This window comes from Christiangramia sediminis (genome assembly GCF_020552705.1).
Lineage (GTDB): Bacteria > Bacteroidota > Bacteroidia > Flavobacteriales > Flavobacteriaceae > Christiangramia > Christiangramia sediminis.
The window spans coordinates 527,961-553,051 of sequence record NZ_JAJBZG010000001.1; the positions used below are offsets into that span (position 1 = coordinate 527,961).

25 protein-coding genes are annotated in these 25,091 nt (G+C 35.6%); 22 read left to right on the top strand and 3 right to left on the bottom strand.

Annotation, left to right across the window (positions count from 1 at the left end; all coding sequences use genetic code 11):
* Nucleotides 1-36 precede the first annotated feature (36 nt).
* Together LGQ90_RS02535 and tamL are read left to right on the top strand one after the other, a co-directional pair.
* Nucleotides 37-5,070 carry a translocation/assembly module TamB domain-containing protein gene (locus tag LGQ90_RS02535; protein ID WP_229337803.1) on the top strand — a complete coding sequence of 1,678 codons (5,034 nt, stop codon included), beginning with the start codon at nucleotides 37-39 and terminating at the stop codon, nucleotides 5,068-5,070.
* The gene (gene tamL, locus LGQ90_RS02540) at nucleotides 5,060-7,372 is read left to right on the top strand and encodes a translocation and assembly module lipoprotein TamL (protein WP_229337805.1); all 2,313 of its coding nucleotides are present in this window, start codon (nucleotides 5,060-5,062) and stop codon (nucleotides 7,370-7,372) included. The genes LGQ90_RS02535 and tamL overlap by 11 nt, the downstream gene beginning before the upstream one ends.
* Here tamL and upp read toward each other — a convergent pair.
* The gene (gene upp, locus LGQ90_RS02545; RefSeq protein ID WP_229338532.1) at nucleotides 7,369-8,028 is read right to left on the bottom strand and encodes a uracil phosphoribosyltransferase; all 660 of its coding nucleotides are present in this window, start codon (nucleotides 8,026-8,028) and stop codon (nucleotides 7,369-7,371) included. The two genes, tamL and upp, sit on opposite strands and share 4 nt — an antisense overlap.
* A gap of 195 nt (nucleotides 8,029-8,223) precedes the next feature.
* Between upp and LGQ90_RS02550 the strand changes: the two genes are divergently transcribed.
* The 5 genes from LGQ90_RS02550 to LGQ90_RS02570 all read left to right on the top strand — a co-directional run bounded on the left by LGQ90_RS02550 (nucleotide 8,224) and on the right by LGQ90_RS02570 (nucleotide 11,910).
* On the top strand, nucleotides 8,224-8,604 hold the full coding sequence (locus LGQ90_RS02550; RefSeq protein WP_229337807.1) for a VOC family protein: 381 nt from the start codon (nucleotides 8,224-8,226) through the stop codon (nucleotides 8,602-8,604).
* 6 nt (nucleotides 8,605-8,610) lie between these two features.
* Nucleotides 8,611-8,976, top strand: a complete 366-nt coding sequence (locus LGQ90_RS02555; protein ID WP_229337809.1) for a nuclear transport factor 2 family protein — start codon at nucleotides 8,611-8,613, stop codon at nucleotides 8,974-8,976.
* Nucleotides 8,977-9,033: 57 nt separating this feature from the next.
* Nucleotides 9,034-9,669, top strand: a complete 636-nt coding sequence (locus LGQ90_RS02560) for a DinB family protein (RefSeq protein ID WP_229337811.1) — start codon at nucleotides 9,034-9,036, stop codon at nucleotides 9,667-9,669.
* A 146-nt stretch (nucleotides 9,670-9,815) separates the two neighbouring features.
* Nucleotides 9,816-11,219: an MATE family efflux transporter gene (locus LGQ90_RS02565; protein WP_229337813.1), complete on the top strand. Its 1,404-nt coding sequence runs from the start codon at nucleotides 9,816-9,818 to the stop codon at nucleotides 11,217-11,219.
* Nucleotides 11,220-11,289: 70 nt separating this feature from the next.
* On the top strand, nucleotides 11,290-11,910 hold the full coding sequence (locus LGQ90_RS02570; RefSeq protein WP_229337815.1) for a hypothetical protein: 621 nt from the start codon (nucleotides 11,290-11,292) through the stop codon (nucleotides 11,908-11,910).
* A 58-nt stretch (nucleotides 11,911-11,968) separates the two neighbouring features.
* On the opposite strand, the gene LGQ90_RS02575 is transcribed toward LGQ90_RS02570, so the two are convergent.
* On the bottom strand, nucleotides 11,969-12,451 hold the full coding sequence (locus LGQ90_RS02575; protein WP_229337817.1) for a ferritin-like domain-containing protein: 483 nt from the start codon (nucleotides 12,449-12,451) through the stop codon (nucleotides 11,969-11,971).
* Between the two features lie 251 nt (nucleotides 12,452-12,702).
* On the opposite strand from LGQ90_RS02575, the gene LGQ90_RS02580 reads away from it, so the two are divergent.
* From LGQ90_RS02580 to LGQ90_RS02635, 12 genes are all read left to right on the top strand, one after another.
* The gene (locus LGQ90_RS02580) at nucleotides 12,703-13,176 is read left to right on the top strand and encodes a cupin domain-containing protein (protein WP_229337819.1); all 474 of its coding nucleotides are present in this window, start codon (nucleotides 12,703-12,705) and stop codon (nucleotides 13,174-13,176) included.
* A gap of 54 nt (nucleotides 13,177-13,230) precedes the next feature.
* The gene (locus tag LGQ90_RS02585) at nucleotides 13,231-13,698 is read left to right on the top strand and encodes a universal stress protein (RefSeq protein ID WP_229337821.1); all 468 of its coding nucleotides are present in this window, start codon (nucleotides 13,231-13,233) and stop codon (nucleotides 13,696-13,698) included.
* A gap of 106 nt (nucleotides 13,699-13,804) precedes the next feature.
* Nucleotides 13,805-14,008 (top strand): dodecin family protein, encoded by a 204-nt coding sequence (locus LGQ90_RS02590; protein WP_229337823.1) that lies wholly within the window; start codon nucleotides 13,805-13,807, stop codon nucleotides 14,006-14,008.
* 109 nt (nucleotides 14,009-14,117) lie between these two features.
* Nucleotides 14,118-15,098: a chemotaxis protein CheB gene (locus LGQ90_RS02595; protein ID WP_229337825.1), complete on the top strand. Its 981-nt coding sequence runs from the start codon at nucleotides 14,118-14,120 to the stop codon at nucleotides 15,096-15,098.
* Between the two features lie 415 nt (nucleotides 15,099-15,513).
* Entirely contained in the window at nucleotides 15,514-15,972 is a 459-nt protein-coding gene (locus tag LGQ90_RS02600; protein WP_229337828.1) for a cold-shock protein, read from the top strand.
* 354 nt (nucleotides 15,973-16,326) lie between these two features.
* On the top strand, nucleotides 16,327-17,289 hold the full coding sequence (locus tag LGQ90_RS02605; RefSeq protein ID WP_229337830.1) for a fatty acid desaturase family protein: 963 nt from the start codon (nucleotides 16,327-16,329) through the stop codon (nucleotides 17,287-17,289).
* A gap of 73 nt (nucleotides 17,290-17,362) precedes the next feature.
* Nucleotides 17,363-17,557: a cold-shock protein gene (locus LGQ90_RS02610; RefSeq protein WP_011709462.1), complete on the top strand. Its 195-nt coding sequence runs from the start codon at nucleotides 17,363-17,365 to the stop codon at nucleotides 17,555-17,557.
* Nucleotides 17,558-17,655: 98 nt separating this feature from the next.
* Complete coding sequence (locus LGQ90_RS02615) at nucleotides 17,656-17,850, top strand: cold-shock protein (protein WP_011709462.1); 195 nt, start codon at nucleotides 17,656-17,658, stop codon at nucleotides 17,848-17,850.
* A 100-nt stretch (nucleotides 17,851-17,950) separates the two neighbouring features.
* Nucleotides 17,951-18,145: a cold-shock protein gene (locus LGQ90_RS02620; protein WP_229337832.1), complete on the top strand. Its 195-nt coding sequence runs from the start codon at nucleotides 17,951-17,953 to the stop codon at nucleotides 18,143-18,145.
* Nucleotides 18,146-18,503: 358 nt separating this feature from the next.
* Nucleotides 18,504-19,559, top strand: coding sequence for an AI-2E family transporter (locus tag LGQ90_RS02625; RefSeq protein ID WP_229337834.1), 1,056 nt, complete (start codon nucleotides 18,504-18,506; stop codon nucleotides 19,557-19,559).
* 359 nt (nucleotides 19,560-19,918) lie between these two features.
* A complete protein-coding gene (locus LGQ90_RS02630) occupies nucleotides 19,919-20,287 on the top strand; it encodes a hypothetical protein (protein ID WP_229337836.1) in 369 nt (122 codons plus the stop codon).
* Between the two features lie 4 nt (nucleotides 20,288-20,291).
* A complete protein-coding gene (locus LGQ90_RS02635; RefSeq protein ID WP_229337837.1) occupies nucleotides 20,292-22,160 on the top strand; it encodes an adenylate/guanylate cyclase domain-containing protein in 1,869 nt (622 codons plus the stop codon).
* Nucleotides 22,161-22,163: 3 nt separating this feature from the next.
* Here the strand turns inward: LGQ90_RS02635 and LGQ90_RS02640 are convergent, their stop codons facing one another.
* Nucleotides 22,164-22,622, bottom strand: coding sequence for a GNAT family N-acetyltransferase (locus tag LGQ90_RS02640; protein WP_229337839.1), 459 nt, complete (start codon nucleotides 22,620-22,622; stop codon nucleotides 22,164-22,166).
* A gap of 136 nt (nucleotides 22,623-22,758) precedes the next feature.
* On the opposite strand from LGQ90_RS02640, the gene LGQ90_RS02645 reads away from it, so the two are divergent.
* Genes LGQ90_RS02645 through LGQ90_RS02655 form a run of 3 tightly spaced genes read left to right on the top strand, consistent with a single transcriptional unit; the run spans nucleotide 22,759 to nucleotide 24,972 of the window.
* A complete protein-coding gene (locus LGQ90_RS02645) occupies nucleotides 22,759-23,205 on the top strand; it encodes a PepSY-like domain-containing protein (RefSeq protein WP_229337841.1) in 447 nt (148 codons plus the stop codon).
* 27 nt (nucleotides 23,206-23,232) lie between these two features.
* Nucleotides 23,233-23,700 (top strand): peptide-methionine (S)-S-oxide reductase, encoded by a 468-nt coding sequence (locus LGQ90_RS02650; RefSeq protein WP_341481951.1) that lies wholly within the window; start codon nucleotides 23,233-23,235, stop codon nucleotides 23,698-23,700.
* A gap of 60 nt (nucleotides 23,701-23,760) precedes the next feature.
* Nucleotides 23,761-24,972, top strand: a complete 1,212-nt coding sequence (locus tag LGQ90_RS02655; RefSeq protein WP_262904323.1) for an acyl-CoA dehydrogenase family protein — start codon at nucleotides 23,761-23,763, stop codon at nucleotides 24,970-24,972.
* Nucleotides 24,973-25,091: the final 119 nt, after the last annotated feature.

The following is a 25,091-nucleotide window of genomic DNA, read 5'->3' on the forward strand; positions in this document are numbered from 1 at the left end:
TAAACGATAACTTTGAAATTCTTTAAATTCTAATAATTGAACAAAGCCGGGAGAAAAACTTTAAAAATTCTAAAAATACTGGGGAAAATATTCCTTGGCTTACTTATTTTTCTTCTTTTAGTACTTCTATTTATCCGTAGTCCCTGGGGACAGAATATTATCAAGGATAAATTCATTTCTTCTATCGAGAAGAAAACTGGAGCTACGATAGAGCTTGACAGGATATTCATCCAATTTAACGGGGATATTCAGGCAGACGATCTATATATCGCCGATCCTCAAGGTGATACTATTATTTATTCAGAAAGTCTTTCTGCCAATATTTCTATTTGGCCATTGATCAAAGGAAATGGTTTCAGCTTGAATTCCCTGGAAGCAAATGATGTTCGCGCCAATATTATTAGAAAAGACTCCCTTAAAGGTTTTAATTATGAAGTTTTAATGGAAGCTTTTGCTTCTGATACCACTCAAACTTCAACACCAGCCGACACTTCTGCAGCCCCGATGAGTATTTCTCTTGGCGATTTCGACCTTAATAATTTTAATATTAAATACATAGACCAGGTTTCCGGCATCGATACCAGGGCAAAATTTGAAGAATTACAGCTATCCTTTGCAGAAACAGATCTCCAGAATATGGTTTTCCAGGTTCAGGAAGCCGTTCTTAATAATGCTGATATAAGCTATGATCAAACCAAGCCATTTCCATCATCGGAAGGAGAGGAGCCGCCTGCTCCCATATTTGGAATAAATGAATTGAAATTTAATAATGTAAAGGCTTCTTATACCTCTATTCCAGATTCTTTATCTTCAAAAATAGACCTGGATAATTTTGAACTGGCAGAAGCAAATTTTAATTTAAAAGACAGTATTATTTCGGGAAATCAAATCCTGCTGCATAATTCAGAGATTTCTTTAAGCATGAATCAAGCTTCTGCTGCGAGTGTGGAAACTTCAGAATCTTCCGAAGGTTTTGCATGGCCGGGCTGGAAGATCAATATAGAAACTATAGATCTTGAAAATAGCAGGCTTGCCTACACTTTAAATAATGCTGAAGTCACTAAAGGAGTTTTTAATCCTAATGCCATAATTTTAGACAGCCTCGACCTTCAGGCATCCAATATTCTCTATAAAAATAAGGAGGCCAGGCTTCTAATTTCAAAACTTCAATTTAAGGAAAGCTCCGGCATAAATGTGAATCAATTCAATATTCAGGCATTAGTAAATAACCAGCGTATGGAGTTTACGGAGCTAGATCTTAACGTGAATAAAAATTCGCTTAATGGTAAGGTGATCCTTACTTATGACGATCTTAATAATTTCATTGAAGATCCCGGAAACGCCAGGTTAGATGCCGATTTGAAAGATGTTTATCTGCGTATAAGTGATCTTTACAGGTTTCAGCCAGCTCTAAAAAATAACCAGTATGTAAAAGCTTTAGCTGGTTCACCAATAACAGGAAATGTTAGTGTGGAGGGAAAAATTGATAATTTAGATCTCAAATCCCTCAATCTAAGATGGAATAATACAAGTATATCTGGACGTGGTAGTATTGTAAACGCTCAGGATCCTGAAAACTTAAGTTTTAATCTTCCTAACGTTCAGTTGAATTCTACCAGAAGGGATCTTACCAAATTTGTGAGTGAAGCCGACCTGGGAATAAAACTACCTGAAAAACTGAATCTGAAAGGAAGTTTCTCCGGAAATACTATCAATATTAAAACAGATGCAAAACTGATAACTTCTGATGGTGACCTAAGCGTAGATGGGAATTTTGAAATGGGAGATCAGATCGTTTTTGATGCACAGGTGCAGGGTGATAGTATTTCTTTAGGGAATCTATTACAAAATGAAGCATTGGGAGATATTCAACTTGATATTGATTTATCAGGAAGTGGGAGTTCAGTTTCAGATCTTAATGCCAGCCTGGATACTAAGATTTCTTCATTTACCTATAATGGATACGAATTCAGAGATATCGATATCAAGGGAGAATTGGAAAATGGGAAAGGCCCTGTGAATTTGATCTATCGGGATAATAATCTGGATATGGAAGCTCAGATGATGGTAGCACTTGATACTGTGTCCCCAAGATTTGAATTTGAGGTATTTTTGGATGGCGCCAATCTTGAAGCTTTGGGAATCACCCAAAGAAGTATTAAAACAGGTTTTACGCTGGAAGGATGGTATGAAGGGAATTCTACAGCATATGAACTGGAAGCCGAAATTATAGACGGGGTCGCAGTATATAATAACAAGACTTATTTGTTAGGCAATTTTGAAGCTTCAGCTTTTGTAAGGGAAGACACCACTGCTGTAAACATAAATAACAGGATGATAGACCTAAATTTACAGTCTAACGCCAGCCCTGCTGCATTCAGTTCCTCTATTAACAGACATTTTAAACGATACATTACTGAAAATTACAAGGAAGATTCTATCACCGATCCCGTGAATTTAAAAGTTGATGCTAAAATAAGCCAGGCTCCCATTCTTAACGAGGTATTTCTTGTGAACCTTGAAGAGATGGATACGATAGATATAAACCTTGACTTTAGGGAATCTGAAAGGCGTTTAGATGCCGATATCACGGTGCCATTCATCAATTATTACAGCAGTGAAATTGATAGTCTGAATGTTCAAATGCGTTCAGACCCTACTGATCTTAATTTTGAATTTGCTTTTAATGAATTGAACACAGGACCATTAGCGATCAAGAAGACAATTATTTCAGGAGAGGTGATCAACCGAAAGTTAAATCTTGATTTTGAATCCATTTACGGGGAAGAGCGACTGGTTCATGTGGAATCTGAATTAAATTTCCAGGGAGATACTTTACAATTTCATGTGGAACCACAAGACCTTATTCTAAACCGAAATCCCTGGCAGATAGATGAAGGTAATATGGTGAGTTTTGATACCGGATATCTCAATTTTCAGGATTTCAGATTATTTAGAAATGATCAGGAAATGAAACTGAGCAATGACGAGCCCGGAATTGAAAAAGAACATTTAAGTCTCGACTTTAAAAACTTCAAATTAGCAGCATTCCTTAATTACCTGAATCCTGAGGAACAGTTAGCTCAGGGCCAAATTAACGGAAATATCGTTTATGAAGAGCCATTTGGAGAAACCGGATTACTTGCTGATATGCAAATAAATCAATTTAGGGTCATGGGTGTAAATTTAAATACCCTTAGCCTGGAGGGAAATTCTTCAGGATTCAGTCAGTATGATTTTGAAATGGCAATAAAAGGCGGGCAGGTAGATCTGGATCTTACCGGATCTTATATTGCTGATGAGACCTCGGCAAAGTTAGATATGGAGCTAGATCTCAATGAAATTCAAATGAGTGCCCTGGAAGGTTTTTCTCAGGGAGCGATAAAGGATGGAAGCGGAATCTTCTCAGGAAACTTAAGTTTAAATGGAACTTTAGCTGAACCAAAATATGAGGGGACACTTCAGTTCTCTAACGCGCAATTTAATATTGCTATGCTAAACGCCGATTTTGAATTTCCTAATGAAACCTTGAAATTAGATAATAACGGAGTTTATTTTGATAATTTCAATATTCAGGATGCCAGTGATAATGCCATAGTTGTAAATGGAAAAGTAATTACTGAAGATCTTTTAAATCCTGGCTTTGATTTGGATATTCAGGCTAATGATTTTAAACTTCTTAATTCTACTGAAGAAGATAATGATCTTTTTTATGGGACCGCTGTTATAGATGCTGATGCTCAAATTACCGGGAATCTAACCCTTCCTGTTGTGGACATGGATGTAGATATAAAAGAAAGCACAGATTTTACTTATGTAGTTCCATCAACCGAATTGCAGATGAAGGAAAGGGATGGGATCGTGATCTTTGTAAATAAAGAGAATCCTGATGATATCCTTTCTCAGAATGAAGAAGAATCTTATGTGGTCTCAGGTTATGATATTTTTACCAGGTTATCAGTAAATGAAGGTGCCACCTTCAATATCATTATCAATGAGGAGACCGGGGATAAATTCCAGGTTCAGGGTGAAGGAGATCTGATCTTTAATATGTATCCAAATGGCCGTATGGCTCTTACTGGGATCTATAATATAAATGACGGATTTTATGAAATGAGTCTGTATAACCTGGTAAAAAGACGTTTTGATATTGCTGATGGTAGCCGTGTATCCTGGTCCGGAGATCCTTTTGAAGCTCAGCTGGATGTAAGAGCCATTTACCGTGTAGAAACTTCTGCTTCTTCACTTATGGCTTCTCAGACTTCAGCAACAGATCCTAATCTTAGCCAGAGATTCCGGCAGGAATTGCCATTTCTGGTTTATCTGAATGTGGATGGAGAATTGATGCAACCAAAAATATCTTTTGGATTGGATATGCCGGAAGAGGAGCAAGGTGCAATTGGTGGACAGATTTACGGTAGAATACAGTCTTTAAATAGCCAGGAACAGGAACTGAATAAACAGGTGTTTTCTTTATTGGTATTGAACCGTTTCTTCCCTGAAGGAAGTAATAGCGGTGCCGGTGGTGGAACAATGGCGGTAGCCAGGGATAACCTCAATAGTGCTCTTTCAGATCAGTTGAACATGCTTTCCAGCCGAATTACCGGGGAAAGTGGTCTTAAATTGAATTTTAATGTAGACAGTTTTACCGATTATCAGGGTGAAGGAGGCCCACAGGATAGAACTCAGCTTGATATAAGTGCTCAAAAGGCATTTTTGGATAACAGGCTGGTAGTAGAAGTGGGAAGCGCTGTAGATATTCAAGGTGGAAACCAGGCAGGGCAGGAGTCAACTCCGATGATCGGGAATGTAAGTATTTCCTATCTTTTAGATCAGGATGGTGTTTGGAGAATTAAAGGCTTCAGTAAAAGTCAATATGAGAACGTAATTGACGGTCAGCTTGTAGTAAGCGGAATTGCACTAATTTTCACGAAAGAGTTCAACAAATTCAAGAATATGTTTGAAAAGGCGGTGATGGAAAGTGTTCAGCAAGACGAAAAAGCAAAGCAGGATGCTGAAGAAAAGGAGAAGGAAACCGTAAAATCAGAAAAGACAACCGATGAAAATTAGAATTTCAGTTTTATTTGTAGCAATCGGTTTTTTTCAGGCATGTAGTGTGAAGAAATTCATTCCTGAAGATGAGCTCTTATATACAGGGGCCAGTATTACCATAGAATCTGATACTACAATTAAAAATCAACCTCAGTTAAAGAATGAACTGGTAAATGTACTTCGGCCAGAACCAAACACCAAGATCCTGGGAATGCGACCCGGTTTGTATTATCATTATAAGGCGCAACGAGAAAAACCAGGCTTCATCAATAAATTCCTCAATAAAAAAATTGGAGAAGAACCCGTATATGTTTCTGATGTAGACCTTACAAATACAGAGGACTTACTTTTGAACCGATTGGAAAACAGGGGATTTTTTTATTCCCGGGTAAGTTCAGATACTGAAAAAAACGAGGATACAAAAACAGCTTCTGTTTCTTATGATTTAATGGTTCCAGAACCTTACACCATGGCTACTTATCAATTGGACACAGATACTTTGCTGGTATACAAGGAAATTCAGAAGAATCTTGATAATACATTGCTGGAAGATGGGATGAGATTTGATCTTCCGGAACTAAAACTGGAACGGGAAAGAATAGATCTCAATTTAAAATCTCAGGGATATTATAATTTTAATCCCGGGTTCTTGATTTTTGAAGCTGATACTAACCAATACGATAAAAAGAAGTTCGATCTTTTTCTAAGACTCAAAAAAGACGTTCCTCCAAAATCTGTGATCCCATATCGTATTTCTAATGTGAACGTGTATGCTAATTACAACGTAGACGAAGATAGTATTACCAAAAATTATAAACGTTTTGAGGATAAGAACTATTTTCAGGATGAGTTATTCTTTAAGCCAAAATACCTCGATCCCTACATTCAAATTGAAACCGGTGAAAATTATAGTCCGGATGATTCCAGAAGCACGAGCAGGAGACTGGGAACTATTGGAGCCTATAAATTCGTGAATATAAGATATGATGAAATTGATACTTCAGCAACCGATAGTATAGGGCTTCTTGAAGCTAACATCTTTCTGTCTCCATTAAAAAAGCGTGCCATTAAAGCAGAATTACAGGCCGTTACAAAATCTAATAATTTTGCCGGACCGCATTTGGGAGTGACTTTCTCTAATCGAAACTTATTCAAAGGAGGGGAGCGACTGGATATTTCAGCCAATATGGGATATGAAGTACAACTAGGTTCCGGAGGAATTCCAGGTAGAAATTCAATTCAACTGGCGCTTAAAAATGATCTGATCATCCCACGGCTATTATTCCCCATTGAAATAAATAATAATTTTTTTAAATATGACATTCCGAAGACCAGGATAAGTCTGGGTGGAGATTATTTAAGACGGGCACAATTATTCACACTAACTTCTTTAAATGCTTCTTTCGGGTATTTCTGGAATGCTAATAGGTATGTTACCCATGAATTGACTCCTATAAACCTTAATTATATTCGATTGAGTAATACCAGCCAGGAGTTTGAAGATATCCTTACAGAAAGTCCTTTTTTGAGAAGTAGTTTCGATCAGGAATTCATCGCTGGTTTAATTTATTCCTTTACTTATAACGGAATGATAGATGCTCAAAAGAAGCATGTATTCTTTATGAATACCAATTTTGATATTGCAGGAAATAGCATGAGCCTTATTGGTTCTGAAAATGAGGAAGGTAAAGATGAAGTGTTGGGACTTAACTATGCACAATATGCAAAACTGGATATAGATTTTAGATATCACTTTAGGTTTGGAAAACAGAATGTAATTGCTACGAGGCTTTTCACCGGCTATGGCATTCCCTATGGTAATTCAGATGTAATGCCTTTTAGTAAGCAGTATTTTTCCGGCGGACCGTATAGTGTAAGAGCTTTTAGAACCAGATCCCTGGGACCGGGAACTTTCAATCCTAATGAACCCAATTTGTTAGAAGGAGATGTTGATGTGGAAAATTTGGGCTATCGCGATCAAACAGGGAATATTAGATTTGAAGCAAATGCGGAATATAGATTTCCCATCATCACTTACTTGAATGGAGCTTTCTTTGTAGATGCCGGGAATGTATGGACTTCTGATGCTCAAGACGAGACAACCAATGCAAATGGGAATGGTACCGGTAAGTTTGGATCAGACTTTATAAATGAGCTGGGAATTGGCACGGGAGCAGGTTTAAGAATAGATATACAGAGTTTTGTAATACGATTTGATCTTGCATTTCCACTTCATGACCCGAGTAAACCCCTGGGAGATCGATGGGTAAATGACTTTGGAAGCCCTGTATTTAACTTTGCCATAGGTTATCCGTTTTAATGCTGGAGTTTACCACCAAAGCATAGATCCCCGGCGTCACCAAGACCCGGAACTATATATCCATTCCCGTCTAACTTTTGATCTATAGTGGCTATCCAAAGTTTAGAGTTTTCAGGAAACTCAGATTTTAAATATTCTATACCTTCTGTAGACCCAATGACCGAAACCAAATGTATCTTCTCAGGTTTCCCCATGGGTTCCAGGGCTTTGAGCACATTGCTAAAAGATCTTCCCGTGGCAAGCATGGGATCGGCAAGAATAAGAGTTTTGCCTTCCAGAGATGGAGAGGCAAGATATTCTACCAGGATCTCGAATTTCTCATTATTCTCAGGATGATGCCTGTAAGCTGAAATAAATGAATTTTCAGCATCATCAAAATAGTTTAAGATGCCCTGGTGAAGAGGTAGCCCGGCCCGGAGAATTGAGCAGATAACCAGTTCATTTTTTGGTATTGAAATCTTTGATTTTCCCAATGGGGTGGATACTTCCTTAATTTTATATTCCAGTTCCTTACTCAGTTCATAAGACATGATCTCTCCAAGCCTTTCGATGTTTCTCCGGAAACGCATTCTATCTGTTTGTATATTAACATCCCTTAATTGAGTAATAAATCTATTAGCTATTGAATTGGTCTTGAGTATCTCCTGAACCTCCATCATATTATTTTATAGTTTTCAGATCAAATTTAAGCTTTTCCTTATAGAACTTAAATACATTTTCTGCTGCTTATTTTCTGGCTTTACATTCAAATACTTAAGCTTTACAGCAGTATTTGGAAGCTCAAATCATTATCCAAATTAATTGAAAAAAATAATGTAAATTTATTAGTTAAGAATCTAAAAATCAGTGGTATGCTTAAGAATTCAAAAGCATTTACAACTTTTTCAACTAAAGATATTAAAATCACAGAGAAATTTTATAAGGACACTCTTGGCCTTAACGTTAGTGAAAACAAGATGGGTCTTCTAGAACTAGAACTTACCAATTGTTCGGTTCTAATCTATCCAAAACAGGACCATAAACCGGCTAATTTCACCGTACTCAATTTTTATGTTCAGGACATTCAGAAAGAAGTGAGTTCGCTTACAAAAAAAGGAGTTCAATTTGAAAAATATGACGGCGAAATTAAAACTGATTCTTTTGGGATCCATAAAGGAGAATTGGGTCCCGCTATAGCATGGTTTAAAGATCCTTCGGGTAATATATTGTCTCTTATACAAGAAGAAAAATAATAACATATGGAGGGAAGAGAAAATCTTTTAAAAGAGTTAAATAATGCTTTTGCAAGCTGTGATATAAATTTTCTAGCTAATAGTGTAACCAATGATATTCAATGGATCATAGTTGGGGAAAAAACCATCTCGGGGAAGAAGGATTTTGAAAAGTCGCTTGTAAAGATGAGTCAGGGTGGTCCTCTGAATATTACTGTGCTTGAGATAATTACCCAAAAGGAGAAGTCTGTGGTTGAAGGCATAGTTGAATTTATGGTTGAACCCGGTAAAAAAAGAAAATATGCCTTTTGTGATGTCTATATTTTTTCTGACACAGATAAGAACAAAGTAAAAGAACTCAGAACATATGTCACACAGATTAAAAAAGCATAATCCTGAAAACATTTACTGATACATAAACTTTAAATAACAACCTTTAATTAATTAAATATGAAAACTTTAGTAGCATTTTTTAGTTTCCTTTTTTTCAGTGCACTTTATATTGGAAACAATCTTTGTACCGGTTCAGAAAGCACCTGTGAGGAAAAGATAGTTCTTCAGAATGAAATAGATATTTTTGAATATTTAGAAGAAACTCAAGAAGCGCTTGTAGAAAGCAGCCAGGATTTAACTGATGAACAAATGCAGTATAAACCTGATGAAAACAGCTGGTCTGTTGCACAGATCATTGAGCATATTATTATGGTGGAAGGATCATTAAAATCAATGCTTGAAAATAAAATAAAAGAAGGAACTTCTGAGATGAATTCCGAAGTAAAATTTACTGATGATCAGATTGTGGAGATGATCACTAACCGTTCTCAGAAGATGCCGACCCAGGATCAATTTCAACCATCTGGTAAATTTGAAAGTTCTGATGAAGCCCTGGAAGCTTTTAAGGATCAGCGAGAAGAGATGGTAGACTGGTTAAAAGATTCAGATGTAGATATGAGAAGTTTTGTAAACGAATTTCCATTTGGTACAATAGACGGATATCAATCAGTACTTTTTATGGCAGGTCATACTTCACGACATACCGCTCAGATAGAAGAAGTGAAAAATGATCCCGACTTTCCCGAGGATTAATCTTTGAAATTTTAATTAGTAGATCAGGAATCAATTATATAAAATTGGTTCCTGATTTTTTATAAATACTTTCTAAGGATCCGCCTTTTAAAAAGAAATTTCTAAGCTAGATTTTACAAAATTCAGATATAAAATTGACCAAAAATTTGAACTGGATAAATAAATTAAAGGAGTTTGCCAGGCTTCTGAAACTCGCTATATCAGGAAAGGAACAGGATTACACCAAGATCAATATTCGCCGTGCAATAGTGTTGCTTTCTGTTCCCATGATCCTGGAAATGATCATGGAATCTTTATTTGCCGTGGTCGATATCTTTTTTGTTGGCAAACTAGGGGAAGATGCAGTGGCTACTGTGGGATTGACCGAAGCCGTGGTTATTATAATTTATTCGATAGGAGTAGGGATTAGCATGGCTGCAACAGCTATGATCTCAAGGCGCTTTGGAGAGAAAGATTATAGAACTGCAGGAAGCACAGCTTTTCAGCTATTGATCTTTGGGAGTATTATCTCTATAATTTTAGGAATTATCGGTTGGATTTATGCCAAAGACATCTTGAGATTAATGGGGGCTTCGCCAACTGTTCTCAAGTCCGGTACTAACTATACCAGGATCATTTTTGCTGGTAATACCGCTATAATGTTGCTTTTTCTAATAAATGGAGCATTCAGGGGAGCAGGATTACCACATTTGGCAATGAGAACTTTGTGGTTAGCTAACGGGCTAAATATAATTCTCGATCCGCTTCTCATATTTGGTATTGGAAATTTTACCGGGCTCGGATTGGAAGGTGCTGCTATTGCCACAACAACAGGTAGGAGTATAGGAGTTATATATCAATTATATCATTTGTTTAATTCCAGGCATAGTCTGGTGATCCTTAGGGAGAATATGATCTTTCAAATAAAGACTATTAAAAAGATCATTTCAATTTCTGCCGGGGGAATGGGACAGTTCCTTATAGATTCTGTGGCCTGGATCTTTCTAACCAGAATAGTTGCCGAGTTTGGAAGTAGCGCTGTGGCAGGGTTTACAATTTCTTTTAGGATCTTAATGTTTAGTTTAATGCCCGCCTGGGGATTATCTGCTGCTGCGGCTACTTTGGTAGGGCAGAATATGGGAGCCTTTAAGATAAAACGAGCCAAAATATCGGTTTGGCTTACCGCAAAGTATAATGCCTGGTTCCTGGGCTTGGTAACTTTACTTTACCTTTTATTTGGAAATGTTTTTGCATCATGGTTCACCCCAAACGAACAAGTGCAGGAAATAGCTGCCTTGGGACTAAAGATAATTGCTCTGGGATATATCTTCTTCGGAATTGGAATGGTAATGATACAGGCCTTTAACGGGGCTGGAGATACTAAAACTCCAACTTATATTAACATTGGCGTGTTTTGGTTCCTGGAGATCCCGATGGCATATTTTCTTGCAGAATATTTTGACCTTGGAATGCTGGGTATATTTATATCTATAGCCTTTTGTCATTCCCTGCACGCGTTGGTCAGCCTTTGGTTCTTTAGAAAAGGAAAATGGATAGAAACAAAAGTTTAAAATTTAAGACAGCGCTCTTAAAATTTTGGCTGTATTTTTGATATATTATAAGTGATCTAAGATTTAACAAATGCGTTCAAAATTACTTTTTATTCTTTTCTTCAGTTTAGGTATGACAGGATTTGCACAAATTGAAATTCCTCGTACCACTAATACAGGCCCTATCTTTAAGGCTGAAGAATCTAAAACTACGGGTTTTCCTATTCTTAAAAAAGAAGAATCAGAAACTGAAAGTAGATTTTTAAGGGAGAAACCTAAAGCTATAGACCTTCGGGAGAATCCCAATAATCTGATGACGGAAGCCGATGCAATGAAAAAAAGATGGGCTGAAGACAATGAAGTTAAAGAAGAATATAGAAAGGATCAAAGCCTGGGAAGTGTTGTAACCCAGGGAAGATTTGTTGAAGTTTACTGCAGGGATCATCAATTTATAGATGGTGATAAAGTTCAGATATTCGTAAATGGAGAACTTGTAGCTGCAAGTGTAAGTTTAAATGCAGGATTCACGCCCATTTTGGTAACATTACAGGATGGATTTAATAGTATAGAGTTTGTAGCCCTTAATCAGGGCAGTTCTGGTCCTAATACTGCTGAACTTAGAGTTCTCAGTGAAAAAGGAGAACACTTAGCTAAAAAAGAGTGGAATTTATTAACCGGGGCAAAAGCAGAACTTATTGTAGTGAAGAACTAGAGACATTGGAAGATAAGAAAACAGCACAGCCGGAAAGTAGTTTCCGGCTGTGCTGTTTTTAATCCTCGAGATCTTCAAGCAGACTTATTTGCTTCAAGGTTTTTTCAATACTATCCCGGTGATTTTCGAGCATTGTTTTTATTTCAGGATTCAGGTTTTTCTCTTTAAGCTTTTCCTTGTATTCCTTTAAACTTGCTTTTTCACCTCTTAAGCATTCTTCTAAAATAGAATGGTCATCTTTCTTTCCCCATGAACTTTTAAAATCCATCCAGAACCGATGTATATTTCCTAAAGCACTTCCATTATTATTGTCTTTTGGATGTTCATTTAACTGGTGTAATTTCCTGTCGATTTCAGTAGCAAAATGATTTCTCTGAACTGCCTGGTTCTTTAAAAATTTTTTAAGGTCAGGATTATGGGTGTGCTCTATGGCTTTTTTGTATCCTTTTTCTGCATCATAATTCTTTTCTAAAAGATCTGAAAGAATATGAACCAGTCTTTTATGACTTGCCTCTCTGGCTGATTCTCTTGTAGTTTTCATAGGCTTGAAAATTTAATATGATTAACTGATTAAAGATAATCTAAAACACATTTATTATTAAATTTTCAAAAGTCTGATTATATGATAATTGTCATGAAATAGAACATTTTTAAGAACCTGTATTTATACGCATTATCACCTATTTCTGATCTGCTTCATATCCCTTAACTTTTAAGCTTGTTCAAGTTTATTTTTCAAAAAAAAAGTAAACGAATTAATAAATAATTTGAAATCATTTAATACCTAGACCAATGAAAACATATTTAAAGTACATCAGATCAAATGAATTAATAACATTACTATTATTATCATTTTCCCTAAGCTTTCAGGCACAGGAAAAAATAGAACATAAAAATTCTGTAGCAATAAATATAAATGATAGCAACCTGGAGTGGGGGAGCTGTCCCGACTTTATGCCTGAAGGATGTAATATTTCCGTTTTACATGGTGATCCTGCCAAGGGGAACGCCGATATTTTATTTAAAGTTCCTGCAAATTCAGATATCCCATTGCATTGGCACACTTCCGCCGAAAGAATGGTTTTGCTGTCTGGAGAGATGGAAGTAACTTATGAGGGCGAAGAAACTCAGACCTTAAAATCGGGCACATATGCATACGGGCCTGCCGGGAAACCTCATACTGCCAAATGCAAAGATTCTGGACCCTGTGTATTATTTATAGGATTTAATGAGCCTGTTGATGCATATTCAGGGAAGCCCGATTAATTTTTTATTCGAATTTTCCCTAATTTAGAAGAACTAACCATAATTTTTAAATTCATGAAAAAGGTTCTTATAGGGATCGATTATAATCCAAATTCAGAAGGTGTGGTGCGCAAGGGTTACGAATTAGCAAAAAAGCTTGGTGCTGAAGTTTGCTTGATTCATGTACTGGCCGATGTTAGCTATTACGGAGTAAATTACCCCAGTTTTATGGGGTATGAAGGTTATAATGAAATGGCGGTAGACTTGAATGTTATTTCAGAGCTCAGGGAAGTAGCTAGAGATTATGTAGAGACAGCTGCAAAACATTTAAATGATCCCGGAGTAACAACGCATATGGCTGAGGGGCCTACGTCTGCAGCAATACTTAATTATGCTGAAGAATGGAATGCAGATATGATCGTTTTGGGCACTCACAGTCACTCCGTCTTGGAAAAGGTATTAATGGGAACCACAGCCAGTCATATTCTGGAAAAGACCAAGATTCCGGTTTATTTAATTCCTATTAAAAAAGAGGATTTTTAAGTACTTCAGCCTTTCTGAATAATAATCTTGTGTTAATCATTTGAAGTTGAGCCTTCTAATAGGTAAATTGATTGAAAGTAAATATTCAACTAAAAAATTTAATATTATGGGAATTGTAAAGGTTATTGAAGTTATAGCAACTTCTGAAAAGAGTTTTGACGATGCTACAAGAAATGCGGTAAAAGAAGCAGCGAAGTCCATAAATAACATAAAGTCTGTATATATAAAAGAGATGAAAGCTAATGTTAAGGGGGATTCTATTACCACTTATGCAGTTAATGCAAATATTTCTTTTGAAAAGAATGCCTGATAAGATAAACTTTTAAAATATTGGTCGGGATCATATTCCGGCCATTTTTATTGTTTTAGAAATTAGTACATACTATAATAATTGTCTTAATCTAATTAGTAATACTGTTTTGGATAATCACAGAATAATATTAATAGGCGCATCTGCCGGGGGAAGATTAGCCGTTGAAAAGGTTCTACAAAATGTTTCAGCTGATATTAATGCAGCCTTTCTTGTTGTGGTTCATTCTTCATTTGACATGATCTCCAGTTTCTCTAAATACTTAAATCAAAAAATAGAGATGGAAGTTATGGAGGCACAGGAAAATATGGCAATTGAAAAAGGAAAGGTTTATTTGGGAATTCCCAATCAGCATATGGTGGTAGTTAATGGGAAAATATCAAATTCAAATGGTCCCCGGGAAAACCTTTTCAGACCTTCTATAGATGTTTTATTTAGGTCTGCTGCTGTAGCTTTCGGGAATCGTAGTATAGGAATTCTTCTTTCAGGCAGGTTGAATGACGGCACTGTAGGTCTTGAAGCTATTAAGAAATGTGGGGGTGTTGCCATGATTCAGGAACCTGAAACCGCAGAATATTCCGGAATGCCTCTCACTGCACAAAAATTTGTTGAAATAGATTATTCAGCCAATCTGGAAGAAATTGGAGACATTATAAAAGAATTGACTGACAAGCCATTACCGGAAAAAAAGGAAATACCATATACTTTAGTTCGGGAATCAGAAATTGCCACAAAAATACGCAGTCAGGTAAAAACTGAAGATCTACTTGGAGAAAAGGTTTCTTTAAGCTGCGCAAGTTGTGGAGGTCCATTATGGAAAATTAAGGATACAGAAATTGAACGGTATCGTTGTCATGTTGGTCATTCGTTTTCCCAGGAATCCTTGCTTTTAGCTCAAAATGAGAACCTGGAACAAACGCTTTGGGTTTGCCTTCGAACTTTGGAAGAAAAAAAAGTATTAATGCTTAAGATTGCTGAAAATTTTAAAAGCAAGGGATCAGAGCAATTAGCTCGTTCTTATTCAGACAGAATTCAGGAAGTTGATGAACATATAGACCGTCTCCGGCAGCTCATGGATATACGGGATTAATGAAAGTTTATAAAATTTAAATTGTTGATCATCTAATAGTTCCCGGAAGCCTGACTTTTATAAACCTTATAACTAGCCTCAAAAATATTTCTTCATTAGTTTTTATTTTTTTAACTAATATTTCCGAAATAAACTTTTGCAATTAAAATAAAATCAGCTGAAAAAGCCTGGTTTCACTATTAGTTACAAATAATCCCCTCATAAGCCATAATTTTAATAAGTCTCAGCGTTAAATCTTTTATTATCGAATTCCTATCACTATCTTTACCAAAATTTTGATGCAGGCTGAAATCAGCCATTGCTCTCTCTGAATTAAACCTTCAAAAGATAATCTTACACATTAAATTTTTCTGGTATTCGTTTAGTAGGTTCAAAGCATTGAAGTTTGAAACGAATATTAATTAAATTATAGTGAATGGCAAGATCCGGACAAACCCAAAACAAAAGAGAAAAAGAAAAGAAGAAGCTTAAAAAGCGTAAGGAGAAAGAAGCTAAAAAATTGGAAAGAAAAGAGAATTCCAATAAAGGAGCATCTTTTGAAGATATGATCGCTTATGTAGATGCAGATGGAAATCTAACCGATACTCCACCAGATCCAACTCAGAAAGTAGAAGTAGAAGCTGAAGATATAGAGATCGCTATTCCAAAGAAAGAGGATAGAGAGTATGACGAACCTGAGACAGATACAGAAGGAAAAGTTTCATTTTTTGATCATTCTAAAGGTTTCGGGTTTATTATAGGAAAAACTACCGGTGAAAAATATTTTGTTCACGTGAGTGGACTTATAGATGAAATCGACGAGAATGATAAGGTGAGTTTTGAGCTTGAGCAGGGAATGAAAGGGCTCAATGCAGTTAGAGTTAAGAAAATCTAATTCACTTCTTCACAGTATTTTACTGATCCTTATTTGCAAAACTTATCCTGAAAGGTAATTTATTGAAAATTAAAAGTTTATTGTAGTGTGTGCTAAATATTAAAGTGTACATTTGTAAAGTAAAAATAATTTAGTTTTCTTCACTTAAGTAAATCCGTTCAGGATATTCAAAGTTTTGTTCACTTCAGTATTTAGACAATAAAATTAAATAGTACCAGTATCAATAATCCAAAATTTGCTCAAAAAAGAGCCTCAGAATTCTCCAAGACCTTAAGAAGTCGGGTTAATTCCTATTTCAAAACCAATAATATTAGTAAACATGCTAATGCCAGCATGATTGTTAAAACGGTTTTGATGTTACTTGTATTTATCGCTCCGTTGGTTATTATCAACACAGGGATCGTTACAAGTGTGTGGCTATTATTTGCGTTATATGTTACCAGTGGTTTTGGAATGGCCGGGATTGGAATGGGCATCATGCATGATGCTATTCATAATTCTTATTCCAAGAATCAAAAGGTAAATCAATACCTGGGTTATACGTTAAATCTTATTGGTGCAAATGCGAGTATTTGGAGAATTCAGCATAATGTTCTTCACCATACGTTTACAAATATTGAAGAGGCAGATGATGATATAAATCCTCCGTTCTTTTTAAGGTTTACACCGCATTCAAAAAGACAGGCAATTCATAAATTCCAACATATATATTCATGGTTTTTCTACGGACTTTCAACAGTTTCGTGGGTGACGGCGAAAGATTTTGTTAGAATGGCTCGTTTTAAAAAAATGGGATTCTTTAAGGAAGGAAAAACTTTTAATAAAGAGTTGATGAAGGTAATAGGTTGGAAAGCTATTTCTTTCAGCTTTGTACTTGTACTTCCTATGATTATGTCTCCACAGGCATGGTGGATTATTTTGCTTGCTTTTATTAGCATGCATTTTGTAACCGGACTAATGATTACCACGGTATTTCAACTGGCTCATATTGTCCCAACAACAGAATATCCATTACCTAATGAAGAAGGCATAGTAGAAGGAGATTGGGCAAGTCACCAGCTTTTTACCACGAGTAATTTTTCACCTAAGAGTAGATTTTTCTCCTGGTTGATAGGAGGTTTAAACTACCAGATAGAACATCATTTATTACCAAATATTTGTCATGTTCATTATAGAAAAATATCACATATAGTTGCTCAAACCGCTAAAGAATACGGTTTGCCATATCATAATAAACATAATTTTGTCTCGGCAGTTGGTGAGCATTTTAAAATGCTGCGTCAATTAGGAAGGATGGATAATCTTAGAGCAGGATAAAAAAAACAGATTGGATGTCGTACGATCTTAAAACAAAGACGGCAATTTTATAACAATTAATAAGTATAGTATAATGCAAGAAGGTAAAGTAAAGTTTTTCAATAACACCAAAGGATTTGGTTTTATTAAAGCTGACGATTCAAACGAAGACATCTTTGTACACTCAAGTGGTCTAATTGACGAAATTCGTGAAGACGATAGAGTTCAGTTCGAAGTTGAACAAGGTAAAAAAGGCCTTAACGCCGTAAACGTTGAAGTTATTGACTAATTATTTTCAAACTTTTTAGAATTGAAAATAATATAGATTGGATGTCGTACGATCTTAAAACAAAAACGGCAATTTTATAACAATTAATAAGTATAGTAATGCAAGAAGGTAAAGTAAAGTTTTTCAATAATACCAAAGGATTTGGTTTTATTAAAGCTGACGATTCAAACGAAGATATCTTCGTTCACTCAAGTGGTCTTATCGATGAAATTCGTGAAGATGATAGAGTACAGTTCGAAGTTGAGCAAGGCAAAAAAGGCCTTAACGCTGTGAACGTAGAAGTAATCGACTAATTTTAAAGGCTATCTAATAGTTTTTTAAATCAGTAAAGATCGCCCGCCGTGTGATCATTAAATAAAAACGGTAATTTATAACAATATAATAAGTATAGTAATGCAAGAAGGTAAAGTAAAGTTTTTCAATACAACCAAAGGATTTGGTTTTATTCAAGCTGAAGGATCAAACGAAGACATATTTGTACACTCAAGTGGACTTATCGATGATATTCGTGAAGATGATAGAGTTCAGTTCGAAACTGAACAGGGAAAAAAAGGATTAAACGCTGTAAACGTTGAGCTAATTGACTAATTAGTTTTCCTTTTTTTTACAAAACTAGCCATCCTTTTAGGGTGGCTTTTTTTATACCTAATTTTAAAGCTAATTTGTATTCGATAATGGCGATATAATTATAGTAAGTATAAACCAACGAGTAGATTTCATCAAGCAGTGCAGAACTGCCGGTAAAAAAGGAGCAATGAATTTACCCACTGCTATTAAAAATTTGTGCAATTAGCGACATAGGTTGTAATACTGGATCCTTCTTTAGGCATTTGTTGATTTTATCGTCAAACTACTAATCTCTAAAAAATGGAAAGTAGGTTTTAGATTTCTTTAGCAGAAAATGGCGAAAACATTTACGATATTGAATAAAACTTTCTAAACAATTATGACTAAAAACAAGAAGCTTCTGCTTTATATAGCTGCGACTACTCTTTCAGTTTATTTTCTATTTCTAGGTTTAGCTAAGGCAAAAGGATTTTTCGCTCCATTAATTACGGCTGTCATACTAAGTCTGGTAGTCCTGCCACTTTCAAACAGGTTGGAAAATTTTATGAAAAGACCGTTGGCAGCTTTGATCAACAGTATCTTGTTATTTGCTGTTTCTATAGGACTCCTGGCACTTATATCAGCTCAAATTAGAAGTTTTAGCAACGACTGGCCTCAGATTAAAGATACAATGGCACCTAAAATTGAGCAACTTAAAAATTTTGCTTTGGAACATACTCCTCTCAGTCAGCAGGATTTAAAAGAGGCAAAGGGAGGGAGCTCATCTTTAAGTGGCGGGGTTCAGAAAAAGATAACTTCTTTTATAAGTGGATTGACCAGTTTTGTAGCAAATTACCTCCTGGTTTTTGTATATGTTTTCTTTCTATTGAATTACCGTAATATTTTTAAGGATTTCTTACTTAGGGTCTTTCCTAATGAAAAACGAGATGCTGTGAAAACTGTTATAAATAAATCGATTAAAGTGGCCCCGCAGTATTTGCTTGGTAAGTTAGTGCTAATGGGATTACTTGCTGTTATTTATTCTATAGGGCTTGGAATCTCCGGAGTTAATAATTTTATACTGGTGAGCGTTATTGCTGCGTTACTTACTTTAATTCCTTACGTAGGAAACATACTTGGTTTTACCATGGCGGTCGCATTTGGCTTTCTTACGAGTGGTGATACCACGGTGCTTATAGGAATTGCCTTAACTTTTACTCTTACTCAGTTTGTGGAAAGTTATGTACTTCAGCCTTATATCGTAGGAGAAAGAGTAGACGTGCATCCCTTTTTTGTTATTATATCAGTAATTGTTGGTAATATGGTTTGGGGTATCATAGGTATGATCCTGGCCATCCCTATTATGGGAATCATTACAGTAATTCTTTTAAATATTAAACAATTAAAAGCATTTGGTATTCTCTTTAGTAAAAAAGAGTTTTCAGAACAGAACTGAGCCCAAAAAATCCAGCTGAAATAATGTTTCAATATCCCTCTAATTGGGAGACCTGACTAGAATCAGCAATTAAAATTTCAAAAAACTACAAACACAAATGATCTTCTTTTTTAGAAGATCTTCTTGTTTAGTCTAACCTGTATGCAAAACTTCTATCTTCTAAAAGGTTTATGTTCTAATGCATAACATTCTGACATTTAATTATTTAACATCAAAATTATAAGTTTAATATAAATATTATAGTTAAATTTATAAGTGACTGATTTTCAGTTATTAATGGTTCAGTATTCCTTCCCCTCGAAATTTTACGATGCATAGTTGAGCTATGAAACATTTTTTAATCATTAAATAGAATTTAAATGGGTACAGTTAAAATTTATGTAGGTAAAAAAGAGAATTCCAATAAATTGAGATTAAGAGATAGCGAAAATAACAATCCAGGAAACGATAAGATAACAACCGGCGTAAATCCCGGTGATACTGTAGAATGGATCATAGATACTGAGCATCCTGGAATATCTTCAATACTAAAAGTTGAAAGGAAAAAAGAAAGTGATTCACACCATCTACTAACTGCTGAACCTGATAATCCTAATGGTGTTTGGCAGGGTACGGTAAAGAAACCCTCTGTGGGTAAAGATAAAATTGAGAAATACAGGATAAAATACACTGTTGAAGATAGTAGTGATTCACATTGGGATGATCCAAAATTAAAAATGAACACATAAATAAATGAGTATTAAGGGAAAGGCCTATGTGTTATTCATAGGTTTCTTTTGTTTTTATTTTCAATTTTCTTCAGCTCAAAATCAAAAGCTGGCAGATAGTCTTGTGTCAGTTTATCAGTCTGGGGAATATGAAGATGAACTACAGCTCTTAAGAAGTATTTCAGAATATAGTGGTGATCCAGATCAAGGCTTATATTATTCGAATCTTTTAATTTCAAAAGCATCCCAGGCTAATAATAATCAATTTCTCCATAGCGGTTACCTTCAAAAAGGAAATCATCTTCAATCTGTGGGAGATAATCCTAAAGCTTTAGAAGCTTATTTTAAAAGTAAGGATTTTGCAATATTGGCTGGTGATCAGGTAGGGGAGGGTGCAATTTTAATTTCAATTGCAGATACCTATTCTGAAATGGATAATCACAAGAATGCAAAATCTTACTATCAAAAGGGAATTAATATAATTAGGAACACCAATGATTCCATCGTTCTGGCAACAGCTCTTTTAAATGCTGGAGATGAATATTTTAATACCCGGGATTTTGATAGCGCACTTGTATATTTTGAAGAATCTGGACAAATATTTAATCAGCTAAATTATAAGATTGGGGTAGCCTATAATAATGGAAATTTAGGAATGGTCTATGCCCAGCAGGGTAAAGATGCATTAGCTGAAGAAAAGATGAATATGGCTATAGAAATACTCGAGGAACTCGAAGATTATTCTCCCATTTCTGTATATCTCACTTATATGGCTGATATATATCTTCGGAAAAATGATCTCAACGTAGCTTTCCAATATTCGAACAAGAGTCTGGCATTAGTAGAGAAATACGGCTTTAAAGATCAAATTAGTGAAGCTCATTTGAAGTTAGCAGAATTAAATAAAAAAGTCGGGAATTTTAAGGAGGCATATCTACATTATGAAAATCATATAGCTTATAGAGATAGTTTAAATAATATCGAAGCTGTACAGGAAATGGCTAGGATACGTACAGATAATGAGGTAGCTCAAAAGCAGGCCGAAGTAGACCTAATGGCACAAAAAGAAAAAACACAAAATGCAATAATCCTTGCTACTGTAATAGGCTTCGTTCTCATCGGAATTTTAGCGATCGGGCTTTTAAGAAGGAATAAATTTATTTCAAAAACCAAATCTATTATTGAAAAAGAACGTAACCGTTCAGATCAATTATTAAAAAATATTCTTCCGGCAGATACCGCCAGAGAATTAAGGGATACGGGTAAGGTAAAATCACAGAGATTTGATTCTGTAAGTGTATTATTTGCAGATTTTGTAGGTTTTACGGGCTATGCTGAACGGCTTACTCCAGAAGAAGTGGTAGATAGTGTTGATTTCTATTTTTCAAAATTTGATGAGATCGTGGAAACCTATGGTTTGGAAAAGATAAAAACTCTGGGTGATTGTTATATGTGCGCGGGCGGCCTTCCGTTTCCAGCTAAAGATCATGCTGAGAAAATCGTTTTTGCTGCGTTCGAAATGTTGGAATTCGTAAAAACATTCAAGGCGAAATCTGAAATGGAGAATGATAATATAGTTTTTGACATAAAAGTTGGGATCAACTCAGGTCCCGTAGTCGCCGGAGTAGTGGGTACCAAAAAATTTGCCTATGATATTTGGGGCGATACTGTAAATATTGCTTCCAGGATGGAGTCAAATTCAGAACCAGGTAAGATTAATATTTCTGAAAGCACCTGCGATTTAATTAGTCAAAATTTTGAATGTGTCTATAGAGGGGAATTAGAGGTTAAAAATAAGGGAGTTATGAAAATGTACTACGTAACAGAAAATAAAAAATCTGAAAGAATAGTACATAGTGATATTTCTATTAACGCAAATTCAGATAAATTCTGAGTATTATTGATTTTTCAGGATTTTCTCAAAACATATACTATTTTCCATATCCTGATAAGGCGGATATTTAGAGATTTCTTTATAGTTATTTCTATGATAAAGCCTAATGGCTTCGGTTTGTCTGGTACCGGTTTCAAGAATACATTTGTGATATTTTAACTCGAACGCCCATGCTTCCAGGTTTTTCAGGATCATACCTGCATAACCATTATTTCTGTTTTCCTCTTTCACATACATTCGTTTGATTTCAACTTTATTTAAATCATAATGCTTAATAGCACCGCAGGCTATTGCTTCCTCATTTTCATATAAAAGAATGACGTGATTAATCTTATCCAGTTTGTTGAATTGATCATAAAAATCATGCTCGTCTCCATCACTAACCGCAAGATATTTATCCAAATCTCTAACAAGCTTAATAAAATCTGGATTAGCAGAATTAGTTCTCAACAGTCGGATCATAAACAGTAATCATTTTGGTATTAAATTAAAGTTTTTACTTTATTATATAAAGCTTAACAGCAAGCGATTCTAAAATTTATGATTTCATTGGCGCCGAAACTATTTCATGCTTTATAGTTTTATAAAAACAAAAATCATGAGAAAAGTATCAATGTTACTGGCGGGATGCCTTACGGTTGGTTTATTAAGCTGCCAGGAAAAGAAGAAGGATAAAGAGGCTGATAAAACTGCTCCTGAAGCGGTTCAGATGGCTTTTCAAAAGAAATATCCCGGAGAAAATGATCCCGACTGGAAACAGGATGAGCATGGCTACTGGGAATCACATTTCAAGCAGGATGGTGAGAAATACCGGGCAGATTTTAATGCCGATGGATCCTGGGTAGAGACCGAAAATGATATTAAGGAAGAAGAGTTGCCTGAAGCCATTAAAAACGTGATAAAAGAAAAGTATTCAGATCACGAAATTACAGAAATTGAATTCGTGGATAATGCTGAAAAAGGCAAATTCTATGATGTAGAATTCAAACAAAAGGGTAAAAATAAGGATGTGATGTTCAGGGAAGATGGTTCGATCATCAAATAAAATTAGCTTATAAAAAATATTATTAAAATAGGTTTTGGCGGTGGATGTCACTGGTGTACCGAAGCGGTTTTCCAGGTTCTGAAAGGAGTGGAAAAAGTGGAGCAGGGGTATATTTCAACCGGGAATGACCCTGAAACATTTTATGAAGGCGTAATTGTACATTATGATTCTAAAAAGATAAACCTCGAAGTCCTTATCCGCATCCATTTGCGAACCCATAAAAGTAATTCAGAGCATAGCATGCGCTCGAAATATCTTTCCGCAATTTATTATTTCGATAACAAACTGCATTCTGAAGCCGAAAAAATCCTAACCCATCTTTCAGAACAGAAAATTGAATTTATTACCCGTTTAATTCCATTTGGTGAATTCAAGACTTCCCGGGAACAGATCAGGAATTATTACAAAACAGATCCAGAAAGGCCATTTTGCAGGAGGTATATAGATCCTAAATTGAAGATCATTCAGAATGATTTTGTAAATTACCTTAAATGAAGTGTTTATAATGTTTGTTAGCCCTTCAGCATTTGTTATTACTAAATATAAAGATCAGGCATGCTACAGAACGTTTTAATTGACCGTGAAATTTATTCATCCGAAGAACACAAAATGACCCGGAAAATGATCCAGGATTTCATCAAAGGTGAAATGATAGATCAGGTTGATGAATGGGAAAAGAACGGAATGGTTAGCCGGGAGATATGGGAACGCGCCGGTGAGTTAGGTTTACTATGCATTGATATGCCTGAGGAATATGGCGGTGGCGGGATGGATTTCAGCTTTAGCGCCTTATTTATTGAAGAACTTGCAAAAAAAGGAATCACCGGCCCCGGATTTTCCTTGCATTCAGATGTGATCGCGCCATATCTTTTAAAATATGGTACTGAAGCTCAAAAGCAAAAATATCTTCCCCAGATGGCTTCGGGGAAAATGATTACTTCTTTGGGAATGACCGAACCGGACTGTGGGAGCGACCTGCAGGCGATCAAAACAAAGGCCGAAGATAAAGGAGATCATTACCTGGTAAACGGACAGAAAACCTTTATTACCAACGGCTATATGAGCGATATGTCGCTGGTAGCTGTTAAGACAAATAACGGAACAGAAAAAGAAGGAGTGTCTTTATTACTGATAGAAAGTGAATCTGAAGGTTTCGAAAAAGGAGTTCCATTTAAAAAAATTGGAATGAAATCTCAGGATACCTGTGAATTGTTTTTTGACGATGTAATAGTTCCAAAAGAAAATTTACTGGGCGAAGAAAGCTCAGGTTTTAAAATAATGATGACAGAATTAGCCCGAGAGCGTTTGATAGTAGCCCTGAATGCTATTGGAGGTGCTGAAGGCGCTTTACAACAAACCATTGAATATACTTCTACAAGAACTGCCTTTAAGCAACCAATTGCCGGATTCCAGAATACCCAGTTCAAGCTTGCTGAATGTGCTACGCAGTTACAAATACATCAGGCTTTTCTGGATCGCTGCACGCAATTATTATCTAAACATAAATTAACTGCTGAAAGCGCGTCCATGGCGAAATATTCAGCGACAGATATGCATAATAAGGTTGTAGATGAATGTCTGCAGTTATTTGGTGGTTATGGATATATGTGGGATTATCCAATTGCACGTATGTATGCCGATAATCGTGTGGCAAGAATTTATGCCGGAACCAATGAGATCATGAAAATATTGATAGCACGCGGTTTGTTCAAAGAATTATTTCAGGAAATGAAGAAAGCAGCTAAAAAGAACAATGTCCGCAGTTAATTGCAAATAAAGTTAATACGACGTTATGAGATAATGAAGACCTTATATATCAATTATAACAAACACATAATTGCACTATAATTTATATTATGTAAAATAGAACATTTTGTAATAGCTGT

What these genes read in the sequence shown, in the direction of transcription:
- tamL (WP_229337805.1), top strand. Translation starts at nt 5,060, where the DNA reads ATGAAAATTAGAATTTCAGTTTTATTTGTAGCAATCGGTTTTTTTCAG.
- upp (WP_229338532.1), bottom strand. Translation starts at nt 8,028, where the DNA reads ATGGAGGTTCAGGAGATACTCAAGACCAATTCAATAGCTAATAGATTT.
- LGQ90_RS02550 (WP_229337807.1), top strand. Translation starts at nt 8,224, where the DNA reads ATGCTTAAGAATTCAAAAGCATTTACAACTTTTTCAACTAAAGATATT.
- LGQ90_RS02555 (WP_229337809.1), top strand. Translation starts at nt 8,611, where the DNA reads ATGGAGGGAAGAGAAAATCTTTTAAAAGAGTTAAATAATGCTTTTGCA.
- LGQ90_RS02560 (WP_229337811.1), top strand. Translation starts at nt 9,034, where the DNA reads ATGAAAACTTTAGTAGCATTTTTTAGTTTCCTTTTTTTCAGTGCACTT.
- LGQ90_RS02570 (WP_229337815.1), top strand. Translation starts at nt 11,290, where the DNA reads ATGCGTTCAAAATTACTTTTTATTCTTTTCTTCAGTTTAGGTATGACA.
- LGQ90_RS02575 (WP_229337817.1), bottom strand. Translation starts at nt 12,451, where the DNA reads ATGAAAACTACAAGAGAATCAGCCAGAGAGGCAAGTCATAAAAGACTG.
- LGQ90_RS02580 (WP_229337819.1), top strand. Translation starts at nt 12,703, where the DNA reads ATGAAAACATATTTAAAGTACATCAGATCAAATGAATTAATAACATTA.
- LGQ90_RS02585 (WP_229337821.1), top strand. Translation starts at nt 13,231, where the DNA reads ATGAAAAAGGTTCTTATAGGGATCGATTATAATCCAAATTCAGAAGGT.
- LGQ90_RS02590 (WP_229337823.1), top strand. Translation starts at nt 13,805, where the DNA reads ATGGGAATTGTAAAGGTTATTGAAGTTATAGCAACTTCTGAAAAGAGT.
- LGQ90_RS02600 (WP_229337828.1), top strand. Translation starts at nt 15,514, where the DNA reads ATGGCAAGATCCGGACAAACCCAAAACAAAAGAGAAAAAGAAAAGAAG.
- LGQ90_RS02605 (WP_229337830.1), top strand. Translation starts at nt 16,327, where the DNA reads ATGTTACTTGTATTTATCGCTCCGTTGGTTATTATCAACACAGGGATC.
- LGQ90_RS02610 (WP_011709462.1), top strand. Translation starts at nt 17,363, where the DNA reads ATGCAAGAAGGTAAAGTAAAGTTTTTCAATAACACCAAAGGATTTGGT.
- LGQ90_RS02615 (WP_011709462.1), top strand. Translation starts at nt 17,656, where the DNA reads ATGCAAGAAGGTAAAGTAAAGTTTTTCAATAATACCAAAGGATTTGGT.
- LGQ90_RS02620 (WP_229337832.1), top strand. Translation starts at nt 17,951, where the DNA reads ATGCAAGAAGGTAAAGTAAAGTTTTTCAATACAACCAAAGGATTTGGT.
- LGQ90_RS02625 (WP_229337834.1), top strand. Translation starts at nt 18,504, where the DNA reads ATGACTAAAAACAAGAAGCTTCTGCTTTATATAGCTGCGACTACTCTT.
- LGQ90_RS02630 (WP_229337836.1), top strand. Translation starts at nt 19,919, where the DNA reads ATGGGTACAGTTAAAATTTATGTAGGTAAAAAAGAGAATTCCAATAAA.
- LGQ90_RS02635 (WP_229337837.1), top strand. Translation starts at nt 20,292, where the DNA reads ATGAGTATTAAGGGAAAGGCCTATGTGTTATTCATAGGTTTCTTTTGT.
- LGQ90_RS02640 (WP_229337839.1), bottom strand. Translation starts at nt 22,622, where the DNA reads ATGATCCGACTGTTGAGAACTAATTCTGCTAATCCAGATTTTATTAAG.
- LGQ90_RS02645 (WP_229337841.1), top strand. Translation starts at nt 22,759, where the DNA reads ATGAGAAAAGTATCAATGTTACTGGCGGGATGCCTTACGGTTGGTTTA.
- LGQ90_RS02655 (WP_262904323.1), top strand. Translation starts at nt 23,761, where the DNA reads ATGCTACAGAACGTTTTAATTGACCGTGAAATTTATTCATCCGAAGAA.